The 14,961-nt window shown below is 73.2% G+C and carries 12 protein-coding genes; 4 read left to right on the forward strand and 8 right to left on the reverse strand.

What is annotated here, in order from left to right:
* The 4 genes from ACOTKD_RS13985 to ACOTKD_RS14000 all read left to right on the forward strand — a co-directional run bounded on the left by ACOTKD_RS13985 (position 1) and on the right by ACOTKD_RS14000 (position 5,693).
* Positions 1-843: a Rossmann-like domain-containing protein gene (locus tag ACOTKD_RS13985; RefSeq protein ID WP_424889244.1), complete on the forward strand. Its 843-nt coding sequence runs from the start codon at positions 1-3 to the stop codon at positions 841-843.
* The gene (locus tag ACOTKD_RS13990; protein ID WP_424889245.1) at positions 840-1,883 is read left to right on the forward strand and encodes a GHMP kinase; all 1,044 of its coding nucleotides are present in this window, start codon (positions 840-842) and stop codon (positions 1,881-1,883) included. The genes ACOTKD_RS13985 and ACOTKD_RS13990 overlap by 4 nt, the downstream gene beginning before the upstream one ends.
* Positions 1,804-2,847, forward strand: a complete 1,044-nt coding sequence (locus tag ACOTKD_RS13995; RefSeq protein ID WP_424889246.1) for a pyridoxal-phosphate dependent enzyme — start codon at positions 1,804-1,806, stop codon at positions 2,845-2,847. Before ACOTKD_RS13990 ends, ACOTKD_RS13995 begins: the two co-directional genes overlap by 80 nt.
* A gap of 83 nt (positions 2,848-2,930) precedes the next feature.
* Entirely contained in the window at positions 2,931-5,693 is a 2,763-nt protein-coding gene (locus ACOTKD_RS14000; RefSeq protein ID WP_424889247.1) for a discoidin domain-containing protein, read from the forward strand.
* Positions 5,694-5,772: 79 nt separating this feature from the next.
* On the opposite strand, the gene ACOTKD_RS14005 is transcribed toward ACOTKD_RS14000, so the two are convergent.
* Genes ACOTKD_RS14005 through ACOTKD_RS14040 form a run of 8 tightly spaced genes read right to left on the reverse strand, consistent with a single transcriptional unit; the run spans position 5,773 to position 14,492 of the window.
* Positions 5,773-6,906: a GDSL-type esterase/lipase family protein gene (locus ACOTKD_RS14005; RefSeq protein WP_424889248.1), complete on the reverse strand. Its 1,134-nt coding sequence runs from the start codon at positions 6,904-6,906 to the stop codon at positions 5,773-5,775.
* The gene (locus ACOTKD_RS14010; RefSeq protein WP_424889249.1) at positions 6,903-8,195 is read right to left on the reverse strand and encodes an MFS transporter; all 1,293 of its coding nucleotides are present in this window, start codon (positions 8,193-8,195) and stop codon (positions 6,903-6,905) included. Before ACOTKD_RS14010 ends, ACOTKD_RS14005 begins: the two co-directional genes overlap by 4 nt.
* A complete protein-coding gene (locus ACOTKD_RS14015) occupies positions 8,192-8,884 on the reverse strand; it encodes a FadR/GntR family transcriptional regulator (protein ID WP_424889250.1) in 693 nt (230 codons plus the stop codon). Before ACOTKD_RS14015 ends, ACOTKD_RS14010 begins: the two co-directional genes overlap by 4 nt.
* Before the next feature lie 57 nt (positions 8,885-8,941).
* Positions 8,942-9,775 carry a methyltransferase domain-containing protein gene (locus ACOTKD_RS14020; RefSeq protein WP_424889251.1) on the reverse strand — a complete coding sequence of 278 codons (834 nt, stop codon included), beginning with the start codon at positions 9,773-9,775 and terminating at the stop codon, positions 8,942-8,944.
* 57 nt (positions 9,776-9,832) lie between these two features.
* Positions 9,833-11,053: an acyltransferase family protein gene (locus ACOTKD_RS14025; protein WP_424889252.1), complete on the reverse strand. Its 1,221-nt coding sequence runs from the start codon at positions 11,051-11,053 to the stop codon at positions 9,833-9,835.
* Positions 11,043-12,044: a hypothetical protein gene (locus tag ACOTKD_RS14030; RefSeq protein ID WP_424889253.1), complete on the reverse strand. Its 1,002-nt coding sequence runs from the start codon at positions 12,042-12,044 to the stop codon at positions 11,043-11,045. The genes ACOTKD_RS14025 and ACOTKD_RS14030 overlap by 11 nt, the downstream gene beginning before the upstream one ends.
* Positions 12,045-12,090: 46 nt before the next feature.
* Positions 12,091-13,281 carry a DegT/DnrJ/EryC1/StrS family aminotransferase gene (locus ACOTKD_RS14035; protein ID WP_424889254.1) on the reverse strand — a complete coding sequence of 397 codons (1,191 nt, stop codon included), beginning with the start codon at positions 13,279-13,281 and terminating at the stop codon, positions 12,091-12,093.
* Between the two features lie 38 nt (positions 13,282-13,319).
* Positions 13,320-14,492, reverse strand: coding sequence for a sedoheptulose 7-phosphate cyclase (locus ACOTKD_RS14040; protein WP_424889255.1), 1,173 nt, complete (start codon positions 14,490-14,492; stop codon positions 13,320-13,322).
* Between the last annotated feature and the right edge of the window lie 469 nt (positions 14,493-14,961).

Genomic DNA, 14,961 nt, shown 5'->3' on the forward strand with positions numbered 1-14,961 from the left:
ATGACCCGTACGTCCCCCGCCCCCGCCCCGGCCGTCGACGCGCTCGTCGAAGCCGTCCTCGCGGGCGAACACGGCCCGCTCCCCTCCGGACTCGTCGCCACCAGCGTGTTCTGGATCCACCACGGCACCCGCCTCGCCGGCGGCGACACCACCTACCTCAACCAGTACGTCCTGGTCCGCCTCGGCGGCTCCTTCGGCGGCTGCGCCTTCGAGGCCGGCGAGCTCGACCCCTCGATCTGCCGCGACTCCTCCGGCACCCCGCTCGACGCCCTCCTGCGCGAGGCCCCGCGCCCGCTGCGGATCGCCGCCCTCGACGCCTACCTCTCCGAGACCCGCCCCCACCGCGCGGCCGCCGAGGAGGGCGACGCCGAGGCCGTCACCCTCCCCACCGGCACCCCGGAGGTCCGCGCGCGGGCCCGCGACGCGGCCGTCGCCGGCCTGCTGGACATCGAAGAGGGCGCGAAGGTCGGCCTCATCGGCGTCGTCAACCCGCTGGTCGCGGCGATACGCGCGCGCGGCGGCGAACCCCTGCCCTGCGACCTCAACCTCAGGGCCACCCAGTGGGGCGATCCCGTCACCGACGACATGCACGAGGTGCTGGACCGCGCCGACGCCGTCGTCGCCACCGGAATGACCCTGAGCAACGGCTCGTTCGACACCGTCCTGGAGCGCTGCCGGTCCCGCGGCGTCCCGCTGATCGTCTACGCGCAGACCGGCAGCGCCGTCGCCCGCGCCTTCCTCGGCTCGGGCGTGACCGCCCTGTCCGCGGAACCGTTCCCCTTCTCCCAGTTCAGCGCCGAGGAGACCGCCCTGTACCGCTACCGGACGGCGGGCGGCGCATGATCCCCGCCGCCCGTGCGACCGCACCCGGTGCCGGTGTCCTCCCCACCGGCACCGGGCACGCCCCCTGCCACCACGGCGAGCTCCTCCAGGGCGTCTTCCTCGACGACGACGGGCGCCGGTGCGCGGGCCTGGTCACCCTGCCGATGGCGGGGCCCGGCAGCAGCGCCGAGTTCGTCCGCCGGCCCGGCACGGCGCCCGAGGCACTCACCGTCGTGCCCGCCGACCGCACGAAGGCCGCCCGGGCCGCGGCCCTCGCGGTCGCCGAGTGCGCGGAACGGACCGGTCAGCCGCCCTGCGGCGGGGAGCTGCGGATCACGTGCGACATCCCCGTGGGCCTGGGCATGGGCAGCTCCACCAGCGACGTGATCGCCGCCGTCCGCGCGGTCGCGGACTCGTACCGGCTGCGGACGGCCCCCGGCGCGGTCGCCCGGCTGGCCGTGCGCGCCGAACTGGCCTGCGACCCGCTGATGCTGGACGGCCGGCCGGTGCTGTTCGCCCAGCGGGAGGGCCGCGTCCTGGAGGTCCTCGGCCCGGCCCTGCCGCCCCTGGTCGTCGTGGGCTGCACCCTCGGCGGGGGCGCGCCCGTGGACACCCTCTCCCTGCCCGTGCACGAACCCGCCGACAGCGACGTACGGGCCTGGGAGCGGATGCGCACACGGCTGCGCCGGGCGGTGGCCACCGGCGACGCCCAGCTGCTCGGCCGGGTCGCCACCGCCAGCGCCCGGCGCGGCCAGCAGGCCCTGGGCCACCCGGAGTTCGACGCACTGACCGTCATCGCCCGCCGGGCCGGGGCCGTCGGCGTCCAGATCGCGCACAGCGGCGCCGTGGCGGGCGTGCTGTTCGACCCCGCCGTCCCGGGCCTGCGGCACCGCGTCCGCAGCTGCCTGCGCGCCCTGGACGCCCACGGCATCCCCGCCACCCGGACCTTCACGACCTTCACCACCACCAAGGAGCCCCTGGATGGATCAGCACGTCGCGGAGTCGATCGGCCGGCCGGACCTCATACGCCTCGACGACCGGCTCGTCTGCCTGCGCTTTGAGACGATGAAGGTGGTCTCCGCCCTCGCCGCGGTGCGCCACCTGCTCGACACCGGAGCCGTACGGCGCGGGGACACGCTGCTCGACAGCTCCAGCGGCATCTACGCGTACGCGCTCGCCCTGGCCTGTCACCGGCACGGCATGCGCTGTCACATCGTCGGCTCGACGACGGTCGACCACGCCCTGCGCACCCAGCTCGCCGTGCTCGGGGCCACGCTGGAGCAGATGGAACCGTGCAGCGACCTCAAACTGGACCAGAAGCGGCGGGTGGAGCGGATCCACGAGATCCTCGCCGCGCACCCCGAGTACCACTGGATGCGGCAGTACCACGACGACATCCACTACCTCGGCTACCGCGCCGTCGCCGACCGGATCCGCGAGGCGACCGGCACGGAAGGCCTCACCGTGGTCGGCGGGGTCGGATCGGGCGCCTCCACCGGAGCCCTCGCCCGCTACCTGCGCGCGGCACCCGGCGGCCCGGCCGGCGTCGAACTCGTCGGCGTCCAGCCCTACGGCAGCGTCACCTTCGGCGCCGAGCACGTCTCCGACCCCGAGATCATCATCGCCGGGATCGGCAGCTCCATCCCCTTCGGGAACGTCTCCCACGAGCTGTACGACACGCTGCACTGGATCTCCTTCGACGCGGCGCTGGCCGGCAGCGTCGACCTGCTGAGCCGGCACGCGGTCTTCGCGGGCCTGTCGACGGGCGCCGGCTACCTCGCCGCCCGCCACGAACGCGAGCGTGCCCCCGAACGGACGGTCCTCTTCATCGCCGCCGACACCGGCCACCGCTACGTCGACACCGTCCACGCCCGGCACCGCGAGGCCGCGCCGATCGCGGACCTCGCCCCCCGGGAGGTGTCCGACCAGAGTCAACTGGCCCTGCCCTGGTCCCGGATGCGCTGGAACCGCGCCCCGGCGACGGCCGTATGCGCCCTCACCCAAGGAAGTTCAGAAGTTGTATGAATAACGTCAACCATTGACGTTGTCCGTTCAGCAACTTTATGGTCGCGGGACTCTCGCAGGAGATACGAGAACGACGGAGAACAATGACGTACTCCCCCGGAGCGCGCCCGCGCCCGCGTCCCGCCCGCCTGACCGCGCTGCTGCTCGCCGGTGCGCTCGTCGCCCCGGTGGCGCCCGCGGCCGCGGCCACCGCACCACAACCCCCCACCGCCGACCGTTCCCCCGCCGCCGTCCCCCCGTCCGCCGACTGCCGGACGGGTGACGGCTGGTCGCTCGACTCCACCCGCATCGACACCACCGACACCCACCACGCCTACGTGGGCAACGGCTACCTGGGCCAGCGCGTGGCGCCCAACGGCACCGGCTACACCGGCAGTGACACCAAGACCGGCTGGCCGCTCTTCACCCCCAGCTACGACGGCTCGTTCGTCTCCGGGCTCTACGCGCACAACCAGCAGACCGCCGGCGACCGGCAGGCCGTCGCGGCACTGCCCACCTGGACCGGGCTCACCGTCGGCACCGGCGGCGCCCACGGCGATACCTTCAACTCTTCGACGGAACCGGGCCGGGTGTCCGGCTACCGCCAGACCCTCTTCCTGCACTGCGGCATCGTCCGCACGTCCCTGACCTGGACCGCCGCCGACGGCAGGAAGACGGACCTGGTCTACGAGGTGCTCGCCGACCGCAACGACCCGCACGTGGGCGCCGTCCGGCTGCGCATGACACCGCGCTGGAGCGGCGAGGCCACCGTCACCGACCGGATCGACGGACACGGCGCCCGGCGCATCCGCCAGACCGGCGGGGGAGACCGGACCGAGGGGTCCGGCCGCGACGGGCGGACCATGGACGTGGCCTTCCGCACCGACGGCACGGACACCGACGGCGCCGTCGCCTCCACCCTGCGCGCCGGGAACGGCGTGCGCACGGACAGGGCGGGAGCCGCCGGGGCCGCCGAGGACCTGAGCGCACGGCAGTCCCTCGCCTTCCCCGTCCGCAGCGGCCACGCGTACGAACTCACCAAGTACGTCGGCGTCGACACCGCTCTGACCTCGCAGGCACCCCGCCGGGACGCCACCGCGGCGTCACAGCGCGCCGCCCGGCAGGGATGGGACGGGCTGCTGCGCGCCCACACCGCCGCCTGGGCCCGCCTGTGGCGCGCCGACATCGAGGTGCCCGGGCAGCGCGACCTGCAGACCTGGGTGCGCTCCGCGCGGTACGGACTGCTCTCCAGCAGCCGCAAGGACGCCTCCGACAGCATCGCCCCGGCCGGGCTGACCAGCGACAACTACGCGGGCCTGGTGTTCTGGGACGCCGAGACCTGGATGTACCCGGCCCTGCTGGCCACCGACCCCGCCCTCGCCAGGAGCGTCGTCGAGTACCGGTACCGCACCCTCCCGGGAGCCCGCGAGAACGCCCGCAAGCTCGGCTACCAGGGGCTGTTCTACCCCTGGAACAGCGGCAGCAAGGGCGATCTGGCCCAGGAGTGCCACAGCGTGGACCCGCCCCACTGCCGCACCCAGATCCACCTCCAGTCCGACATCTCCCTGGCCGTCTGGCAGTACTACCTCGCCACCGGCGACACCGCGTGGCTGCGCGAGCGCGGCTGGCCCGTCATGAAGGGCATCGCCGAGTTCTGGGCCGGGAGGGTCAGCCCCAACACGGACGGCAGCTACTCCATCAAGGACACCGCCGGCCCCGACGAGTACAGCAACGGCGTCGACGACGCGGTCTTCACCAACGCGGGCGCGGCCACCGCGCTGCGCCACGCCACCCGCGTCGCCCAGCTGCTCGGCGAGCGCGCCCCGGGGGAGTGGACGGCGATCGCCGACCGGATCCGCATCCCCTACGACGCGCAGCGCAAGGTCTTCGAGCAGTACGACGGCTACCGCGGCGGCAAGATCAAGCAGGCGGACACGGTGCTGCTGATGTACCCGCTGGAGTGGCCGATGCCCGAGGGCGCGGCGGCGAGCACCCTCGACTACTACGCGCAGCGGACCGACCCCGACGGCCCGGCCATGACGGACTCGGTGCACGCCGTCGTCTCCGCCGCGATCGGCGAGCCGGGCTGCTCGACGTACACCTACCTCCAGCGCGCCATCAGGCCGTTCGTCCGCGGCCCCTTCGCCCAGTTCTCGGAGGCCCGCGGCGCCAAGGCGGGCGCCGAGGACCCGCTGGCCGGCTCGCCCGCGCACGACTTCCTCACCGGCAAGGGCGGCTTCCTGCAGATCTTCACCAACGGCCTGACCGGCATGCGGATGCGCGAGGACAAGCTGCACCTCGACCCGGTGCTGCCCCCGCAGCTCGGCCGCGGCGTCACCCTGCGCGGGCTGCGCTGGCAGGGCCGCACGTACGACGTCGAGCTCGGCGCCCGGCGCACCACCGTGCGCCTCACCGACGGCGCGCCGATGACCCTCGACACGCCGCAGGGCGCGAAGGTGGTCTCCAAGGCGTCCCCGGCCGTCCTCGACACCCGCCGCCCCGACCTCGCGCCCACCGGTAACAAGGCCCGCTGCACCGCCGCCACCGCCTCGTCCGAGGAACCCGGCATGTACGCGGGGGCCGCCGTCGACGGCAACACGGCCACGGCCTGGGTCCCGGACGGGCCGGACGGCAGCCTGACCACCGATCTCGGCAGGTCCGTGCGCGTCAGCGAGGTCACCCCGGCCTGGAGCGGCCCGGCCCCGTCCTCGTACGCCGTTCAGCTGTCCACCGACGGACGGCACTGGCACGACGCCGCGGCCGGCGGCAGCAGTACGCCGGTTGACGCGCGGTACGTGAGGGTGGTGGTGCACGGTGCCGGGGCCGCCGGGTCCCGCACGGGCATCGCCGAAGTGACGGTCTCGTAGCGGAACGGGAGGGACCCCGCACGGCCGGGGGTTGCACGAGAAGTGCGCCGTGCGGGGTCGTCGTGGGACGCCGGTGGCGTCAGAACGCGAGCGCGCCGAGGTCGACCGCGGCGGCCATGGCCTCGGCTCCGGCGTCGTTGAGGTGCATGCCGTCGCCGCTGTCGAACTCCGGGCGGATGTGGTCCGGCCGCTCGGGGTCCTCCACGGCGCGGGCGACGTCGAAGACCGAGTCGAAGGCGCCGCCGGTGCGGATCCACTCGTTCACCTCGCGCCGGGCGGCGAGGCCCTCGGGGGTGTTGTGGCCCGGGTAGACGGCGCCGGCGAACGGGCCGACGGTCGCCGCGTGGACCGTCAGCCCGGCGCCGTGCGCCCTGCGGGCCAGCTCGGTGAACCCGGCGATCAGCTCGCCGGCCGTGGCGGGGGGCAGGCCGGCCATTCCGGGCAGGCCCAGGTCGTTGATGCCGAAGTTCACCAGGACGTGGGCGGCGCCGGGCACCGACAGCACGTCCCGCTCGAAGCGGGCCAGGGCGTGCTCGCCGATCTCGTCGGTCAGCAGCCGGTTCCCGGCGATGCCCTGGTTGACGGTCCAGCCGCGCTCCAGCCGCCGGTTGAGCGCGTCCACGGAGCGCCGGTTGGCGCCGGGCGTGGTGCCGACGCCCTCGAACCAGGAGTCCCCGAAGGCGACGGCCACCGCCGTGCCCTCGTCCGCGAGCACGTCGATCCCGGTGACGTAGAACCGGCACGGGACCTGCTCGGCCCCGGGGAGGCCCGTCGCCCCGGTCGCGTTCCCGGCGGTGACGTAGGACGTCTCGCCGGGCATGTGCGAGAAGGTGGCCGGGCCGGTCTCCGCCGGCAGGTGGAGGCTGAGGACGAGGTCGGCGCCCGCCCGGACGGGCAGGCCGACCGGATCGCTGACCACCTCGCCGCCCGCCGGGACCGTCACCTGCGCCGAGCCGTCGAAGCGCACCCCGGTATCGGTCTCGGCCACGATCTCGTCGGCGGTCTTGCGTTCGGCCACCCGGGCGTCGGCGACGGTCAGCGGGGAGCGGCCGTAGCGGTTGGAGAGGCGCACCCGGACCCGCTCGCCCCCGCCGGCCATGTGCAGGACCTGACGGACCGTCTGGTCATGGAAGCCGCGGGGCTCGGTGAGCCGGATCGTCTCGTACGGGCTGATCACCGCGCTGCGGAATCCCGCCACCCACTGCTGGGTCATGACGCGCCTTTCTCTCGTGTGCCTGTCGTTCGTACGGTCGTTGTGGTGCGTGTCTGCTCGCGGGGGACCCCGGTCCGGGCCGTGACCGTCCCCGGCCGGGCGCCGCGCAGCCGTCGCGCGAGGGCAGCGCTGATGGCCAGCGTGGCCAGGCACAGGACGGACAGCGTGAGGGGCAGGGCGCCGACGTCGTACTCCTCGATGACCGCGCCGAGCGCGGGCGGGAAGGCGACGGAGCCGAGCATGGCCGCGGCGATGACGTAGGCCATGGCGCTGCCCGAGGCGGGCGCGGAACGGTTCAGCCAGTTCAGGCCGTTGGGGAAGATGGGGCCGATGCACAGCCCGGCCGCCGCGTACGCCCAGGGGGCGAGGCCCGGCACCGGCACCAGCAGGACGCTGACGGTCATCAGGGCGCAGGCGCCGGTCACGATCGCGGCCGGCGACCAGCGGCGGGCGAGCGGGGCGACCAGGAAGCGGCCGGCGGTCATGGCCAGCCAGTACGCCGACGTGGCGACGGTCGCGCCGGTCATGCTCTGCCCGAGCGCGTGCAGGTGGGTGGGCTCCCAGTTGCCGATGCCGCTCTGCACCGCGAAGTGCAGCATGTAGACGGCCACGAAGCCGGCGAGCACGACGGCCAGGCCGCGTCCGCCGGAGCGGTGGGCCGGTGCGGGGGAGGCCTCGGCGAGTTCGGCGGGCGTCGGGCGGGCCCGCACCCCGCGGACGCAGGCCAGGGGGATCAGGGTCAGGAGGCCGATCGTGATGAACGTGGCGCCGTAGCGCTCGGGGCCGGTGACGGCGATGACGGCGGGCGCCAGGACCGTGCCGAGCCCGAAGCAGCCGTGGGCCACGTTCAGCAGGGCCGGGCCGCGGGAGCCGAGCCCGATGAGGAACAGCCGGCTGATGGCGAAGTCGACGCCGCCGAGGCCGAGTCCCGTGACGACGGCCGCCCCCAGCATCAGGGGCCACGTCCCGGAGAGACCGAAGGTGACGGTGCCTGCCAGCATGGTCAGGTAGGAGGAGATCAGCAGCGCCCGGTTGCCGATCCGGCGGTGGACGGAGTGGAAGCCGAGGACGCCCACCACCGCGCCGAGCGACTGGGCGGCCAGGGCCAGCCCGGCCGTCGGCTCCGATAAGGAGAACTTGTCGCGCAGGGCGGGGACCACCGGTCCGTACAGGGCGATCAGCGCACCGATGATCACCATGCCCAGGCAGGACGCCGCCACGGCGGTGCGGGTGAACAGCGGCTCCTGCTCGCCGCCGGGGGAGGGCGCCGCGCCGCCCCGGGCCGTCACGGCGCGTCCTTGCCGGCCGGCGCGAGCGCGATCAGGAAGGCGGACACGTGCTCGGCCGCCGCGTCCCGCGCGGCCTGCGGGTCGCCGCCGTCGATCGCCTCCAGGATGCGGGCGTGGCCGGGGTCCCCGTAGTGCTCGTCGGGGCGGCGCACGCCGCCCACCCGGACCGAGTCCCGGACGGAGCCCAGCATGCTGCTGTAGAGCCGGGTCAGCACGGGGTTGCCCGCGGCCTCGACGACGGCGGTGTGGAACTCCACCGCCGCCCGGTTGAACTCGCCGGCCCTGCCGTCCCGGTGGGCGGCGGTCTGGCGCTCATACACGGCCGCGAGGCGGTCCAGGTCGGACCGGCTGCGGCGCTCGGCGGCGAGGCCCGCCGCCTCCACCTCCAGGCCGCGGCGGGTCTCCAGGACGTAGCGCAGCTCGGCGTCGGCCAGATAGCGGGTCAGGACGGCGTCGACCTCGTGGGTGCCGCGCACGAACGTCCCCCGGCCCTGCGCGGTCTCCAGCAGGCCCACGTGGACCAGGGCCTGCACCGCCTGGCGCAGCGTGCTGCGGCTGACCTCCAGCTCGGCCACGAGCTCGTCCTCGACGGGGATCTTGCTCCCCATCGGCCACCTGCCGCTGACGATCTGCGTCTTCAGCCGCTCGATGGTGCCTTCGATCAGTGCCGAACGCGGTACCGCGCGCACTCCGCCCACCTCCCGATAGAACATATCATCATCCCTTAGTAAGGGAATCCTAACTTATCACGCGAGGGGGACCGTGCCGACGGCGACCGTGGTGCCCTCGCTGACGTATCCGTGCCGGGAGCGGAGCGGGTGGTCCTCCGCGCCGGCGTCGGCGAACGGCGCGAACCGGTGCTCCCAGCCGCCGCCGAGGCCCCGCGCCTGCCGGGCGACGAGGGCGCCGGTGCGGGTCCAGAACCGCAGGGTGCCGGGCTCCAGCGGGGCGAGGTGCTCGATCACCGTCGTGTGCTGGCGCACCGCCTCCAGGCCGGACTCGCGGAGCCACCGGTGGAGTTCGCGGCCGCGCAGCAACTGCCGGGCGTACGGGCACGACGGGGCCGCCGCGCGGAAGAAGTCGGTGAACAGGAACGGGTCGCCGGGCCGTGCCGCGACCGCCGTGACGTCCGGCACCTGCACGGCCACCAGCCCGCCCGGCCGCACGACCCTGCGCAGCTCCCGCAGGGCCCGGCCGAGCATGCCGTCGTCCAGGTGCTGGAGGACGTCGGCGCACCACACGGCGTCGAACGAGCCGTCGGCGTGGGGGAGGCCGAGCACGGTCGCGCGGCGCACGTCCACGGCCTGCCCGGGGGCGTACTGGCGCATCCGCTCCGCGGCGGCCGCCGTGTTGCGCTCCAGCCGGTCGACGGCCGACACGCGCCCTCCGGGGCCCACCAGTTCGGCGAGCCACGGCAGGAAGGCGCCGCTGCCGCAGCCCGCGTCGAGCACGTGCCACCCGGAGCCGATGCCCACCTGCTCCAGGGCGGACTGATAGGACTGCAGGCAGGTGGCGGGGCGGGCTTGTTCCACGGCGGGAGCGGCAAGTTCCGGCTCGGTGACGCGGTCCACGGTCAGCATGGCGAAAGTTCCTCACGGTGTTGCTGGGCGGGTACGGGCGGGGGTGTGCTGCCGGCTTCAGTCCTTGTCGGCGGCCAGCTCGGCGGGGCGCGGCCGCGCGGTCTCCGGTCCGGGCCGTACGCGCGGGCCGCCGGACGCCACGGGAATGCTCTTGCCGCTGGAACGCGGCGCCGTCAGCAGGCGCATGGCGGGCATCTCCCACCACCGGTAGACCGCCCAGGCGATCAGAAGGGTGACCCCGGCGAAGGCGGCGGCGAGCGCGGACGCCGTCCAGGCGTTCCAGGAGGTGTCGTGGCCGAGCAGGTCGTGGCCGATCCGCAGGACGGTCTGGTGCGCGAGGTAGAAGGCGAAGGACACCTCGCCCAGCCACACCATGGACCGGCTCCGCAGCAGGGAGCCGCGGCCCTCCAGGTCGGCCATCGCGACGGCGGGGATGAAGAGCGTCAAGGGGATCACGGTGAGGGCGGCGAGACCGTAGAGCACGGGGGACACGACGGCGGCGGCGTAGCCGGTCGCCAGCAGGGCCGTGGCCACGGCCACGGGAACCCGGGGCCACGCACCGTCCTTGACCAGCTTCGCCACCGCGATGCCCAGCAGGAACTCCAGGCAGCGCGACACCGGGAACGCGTAGACCAGCCAGTACTGGCGCACGGACACGCCGCTGTCCGCCTCGGGGTGCGACACGTCGAGCGGCATGCCGGGCCCGCCGTGCAGGAGACCGGCGACCACGGGCAGCAGCCAGACGCCCGCGACGGCCGTGGCGACGACCGCCCAGGTGCCGCGCCGGCCGAACCGCCCGACGAACCGCGCCAGCAGCGGGAACATGAGGTAGAAGAACAGCTCGCAGCAGAGCGACCAGCTCGGCCGGTTCACGCTGAAGAAGAAGTCCAGCCGCGGGAACCACGTCTGCACGAGGGCGAGGTTCGCCGTGGCGGACCCCGCGGCGACCTGCTCCCCGAACAGCAGCAGGAGGGGCAGGGTCAGCACCCAGAGCAGGAGGTGGTTCGGGTAGATCTTCGCGAGGCGGCGGCGCAGGAATTCGCGCGCGGGCCGGCCCGGCTTGGCCGACCAGGCGAGGACGAATCCGCTGAGGATGAAGAAGAACGAGACGCCGACGCCGCCGGCCGGATTGAAGATCTTCGACAGCACCGGGTTCGTGCCGTCGTCGTACAGCTTCTCCACGCTCAGGTGGAAGAAGAAGACCAGCAGGGCCGCCACGAACCTCAGGCCGGTCAGGGACGGGAGCCGCGAATCGGCGAGTGCCCGTTCATTCCTCATGTTTTCCCCCATGAATTGCTTGCTTCCGGTCGTGCATGCGCGGTGCGGCGCGCCCGGGCCGGCCGGGCGCGCCGCCGCCCGACCGGCAGGCCGTGAACTCGACGTCCAGGCCCGAGCCCGCGGTGAGCAGGGTTCCGGCCCCGCCGTCCCCGGCCGCGGAGAAGCCGAAGCGGCGCGACAGCTCCGCGCCCGATCCGGCCGGGTCGTCCGAGCGGAAGACCATGCGGGACGCCCCGACGGCGAGCCGGTCGCCCGTGCGCCGGACCTCGTCCACCACGTGTTCGAACAGCTCGATGTTGGTGTGCTCGCCGATGCGCACCATGGCCATCTTCGACAGGGCCGGCACGGGCGTCTCGAACTGACGCGTCATCAACTCCTTGCCGGAGCTGATGACGGACCCGAGGATCCGCCGCCCGCCGAGGCCGCTCGTGAGCAGGTCGACGGCGGCGTCGAGGTCCCGGACGCTGTAGCCCACGTGGTCGATCCCCATCAGGGCGGGAACCGGGGACGCCTCCTGCGGCACCTGGCCGTGGAAGAGCTCCGCGGCCTCCGCCGAGGGGATCCCGGGCCACTCCTGGAGCTCGCCGTACGCGCCCCAGGGGAAGCGGAAGTAGACCCACTTGTGGTGGCGCAGCGCCCCCTCGGGGATCTCCATGACCTCGCCGAGGATCCTGATCCCCGGGCACTGCGCGAGGAACCGCGCGGCCTGCTCGATGTCCCCGGTGCGGAAGCAGAAGTGCGCGGTGCCGATGTCCACGACCGAGGCGTCGAAAGCCGTCCCCGCGCTCGCCTCGTACGCGAACAGGCGGAGCCGCGTCCGCGGGTCGAGCTGCAGCAGGACGCTCCGGGCGGGCGCGCCGTGGTCGTCCACGACCGCGGCCCGGCCGTCCGCGGACGCCGGCACCTCGGCTCCGAAGACGGTCCGGAACAGGTGCGCCGCGGCGTCCACGTCCGGAACCGCCATGGAGAAACCGTCCAGGGTGTTCTTCACCGAATGCTCCGATCCTTGTGGCGTGAGGGGAAGGGGGGAGGGGCGGTCACGCGGGAACCGCGGACCGGACGGCGGAGTTGAACGCCTCGGCGGCGCGGGCGATCTCCTCCTCGGTGCTGCGCACGCCGACGCCGAACCCGGAGCCGAGGTGCGCGTCCGAGACGCCGACGGAGACGGCGACGGAGCGGGAGAGCAGGTCGTCGGTGCGGGGCAGGTCGCCCCGCCGGCAGCGGATCGACGCGTTCCCGCTGAGCTGGGGCATGTTGCCGTAGTAGTGGCGCCCCGAGTCGACGAGCGGCTTGGTGGACAGCTTCTGCGCCACCTCGCGGGCCCGGTCCGCACTGTCGAAGGTGTGGACGACGACGTTGGCGCAGTCGCCCGCGGCGTCGTTGAGGGCGCGCTGCCGCATGCCCTCGTGCGGCTCGATGAGCTCCACGAGGCGGTCCCGGACGCGCCGGGTCGCGGCGAGCACGGTGTCGACGCGCTGCAGCTGGGCGCAGGCCACGGCCGCGCTGAGTTCGGGCATGCGCAGGTTCAGGCCGAACGTCGCCTCGCCCGTGCCGACCCCGTTGTCGTCGCGCAGCGGAGGCCAGCCCTGGTCCTGGTAGGCGAAGCCGCGGGCGTAGGCCGTGCGGTCGCGGAAGACGGCCATGCCGCCCTCGCCGCAGGTGATGACCTTGAAGGGGTTGAAGGAGTACGCGCCGGCGTCGCCGACCGTCCCCAGCCGCGCGCCTCCGTAGCTGCCGCCGCAGGCCTGCGCGGCGTCCTCGATCAGGAGGATCCCGTGGCGGTCGGTGATCTCCCGCAGCCGCCCCAGGTCGCAGGGCGCGCCCAGCATGTGCACGGCCATGACGGCGCGCGTCCTGGGCGTGATCCTCCGCTCGACGTCCTCGGGGTCGAGGGTCAGGGTCTCGTCGACCTCCGCGAGGACCGGCGTCGCGCCGAAGTGGCCGATCGAGCCGATGGAGGCGACGTAGGTGTAGCCGGGGACGACGACCTCGTCGCCGGGGCCGATGCCCAGCCCCGCGAGGGCCGTGGCGAGGGCCGAGGTCCCGCTGTTGACGGCGATCGCGGGGCCGCTGCGGAAGAGGGCCTCCGTGTCGCGCTCCAGCCTCCGGACGAAGGAGTGCTCCTCGGGGTCGTCGAACAGGTAGCGGGTGAGGCCCCAGTTCGCGAGCACCTGCTCGACGTTGTGTCGCTCCTCGTCGCCGAGGAATTCAAATCCTGGACCCGGCACGGGTCTCCTCCTGGTGTGGTGCGGTGGGGGTGCGGTGCTCAGTGCTGCAGGGCGGGGGCGGGCAGGTTCTCGCCCGCGGACTGCGCCAGCTCCTTGAGCAGGGCGGTGACCTGGTGCAGCTCCTCCCGGGTCACTTCCTGGGTGAAGGCGCAGGAGCCGATCTCCTGGACGACGGGCAGGTTGAGGCTGCCGTCGCGGTGCAGGCGCGCCTCGTCCATCGCGCGCTCGAGCATGTCGATGTCGTAGAACAGCGGGTGGTCGAGGGGGAGCCCGACGCGGTGCATGGTGCGGGCCACCCGCCGGACGTCGGCGCCGGTGAGCCGGCCCCGGACGTACGAGAGCAGCGCGGTGAACAGGCAGTCGATCGCGACCGCCTCGCCGTGCAGCAGCTCGGGGACGACGGCCATCTCGATCGGCGGGCTGAAGGTGTGGCCGTAGTCGACGATGCGGCGCAGGTCCTTCTCCCAGAGGTTCTGGCGCAGTTCGGACTGCATGCCGTCGATGGCGCGGGTGACGACCTCCTCCGCGGGCTCGGTGCGGAAGTGCGAGGCGACCAGCTCGGGGCCGTGCTCCTCCAGCAGGGAGAACAGCCGGCTGTCCTTGATCATGGCCATCTTGAGGATCTCGCCGCAGCCGTTGACGAGGTGCCGGCGGGGCAGCGAGGCCAGCAGGCCGGTGTCGACGACGGTCCGCATCGCGGGGTGGAAGGTGCCCAGCCGGTTGCGGTTGCCCTGGTGGTTCACGGCCGTCTTGGCGGAGACGCTGCCGTCGATCATGCCCAGGAGGGTGGTGGGCACCCGCACCCAGGGGATGCCCCGGCGGTAGATGCTGGCGGAGAAGCCCGCGACGTCGATCAGGACGTTCCCGCCGATCGCGATGGGCGGGTTGCTCTGCCGGCGCGCGCCGGACCGTTCCAGCGCGTCGACGATGGACAGGCAGGTGTCGAGGTTCTTGTTGACCTCGCCGGAGTCGACCTCGATCACCTCGACGGCCACGTCGTGGGCGGCGAAGTACGCCTCCACGCGCCCGCGGAGGACCGCGGACAGCGCCGCGTCGAGTATCACGAGCTGCTTTCCGGCCGAAGTGCTGCGGTCGACGGTTTCGAGCAGCAGCGGATTGTCCGGGGAAAACACGTCCCGGGTGATGGAGACGTGGTATTTCACCTGCAGCTCGGCTTCGATGTCCAGAGTGTTCTGGGTGGCAGGAGACATGGGTCTTCCCTCCCGGGTGAATGCACAAGGGGAACAGGGCGGTCAGCGCGTGACGGGAACTTCCGGAAACCGATTCCCATCGGCCTGGAATGTCCTTGCGTCGAGCATGTATCGAACCCTAGGCGGGCTTGATCGCCAAGAAGAATTACTTCCGCGCATCATTTATTCAGTGCGCGCATAAGAGCGTCCGCAGTCGGCATGCGTCCCGTCGCCCCCGCGCTGAGCAGCGCGAACGCTACATCCTCTGCCGCGGTCTTTGCGAAAGTTTGACGGGGTGTGATGTTTGTGGCGGGGGGTGGTTGCATGATCAACCAGTGCCGCTTCAATGTCCCGGATGTTAGATTTCCCGTGCGTACTGACCGAAGAACGGGGGAGCGGCGGGCGTGCAACGGAGCACGCGGGCGCCGTACGGCTATTCAGCGCGGGAACCGGATGAGCGACCGGTTTATCCCGGCGTCGTCACGCAGGC

Origin of the sequence: Streptomyces sp. XH2 (assembly GCF_049725035.1) — a bacterium.
GTDB classification, from domain to species: Bacteria; Actinomycetota; Actinomycetes; order Streptomycetales; family Streptomycetaceae; genus Streptomyces; species Streptomyces roseoverticillatus.

Coding starts and splice junctions, on each gene's coding strand:
- ACOTKD_RS14000 (WP_424889247.1), top strand. CDS start 2,931: ATGACGTACTCCCCCGGAGCGCGCCCGCGCCCGCGTCCCGCCCGCCTG.
- ACOTKD_RS13985 (WP_424889244.1), top strand. CDS start 1: ATGACCCGTACGTCCCCCGCCCCCGCCCCGGCCGTCGACGCGCTCGTC.
- ACOTKD_RS13990 (WP_424889245.1), top strand. CDS start 840: ATGATCCCCGCCGCCCGTGCGACCGCACCCGGTGCCGGTGTCCTCCCC.
- ACOTKD_RS14025 (WP_424889252.1), bottom strand. CDS start 11,053: ATGAGGAATGAACGGGCACTCGCCGATTCGCGGCTCCCGTCCCTGACC.
- ACOTKD_RS14020 (WP_424889251.1), bottom strand. CDS start 9,775: ATGCTGACCGTGGACCGCGTCACCGAGCCGGAACTTGCCGCTCCCGCC.
- ACOTKD_RS13995 (WP_424889246.1), top strand. CDS start 1,804: ATGGATCAGCACGTCGCGGAGTCGATCGGCCGGCCGGACCTCATACGC.
- ACOTKD_RS14040 (WP_424889255.1), bottom strand. CDS start 14,492: ATGTCTCCTGCCACCCAGAACACTCTGGACATCGAAGCCGAGCTGCAG.
- ACOTKD_RS14005 (WP_424889248.1), bottom strand. CDS start 6,906: ATGACCCAGCAGTGGGTGGCGGGATTCCGCAGCGCGGTGATCAGCCCG.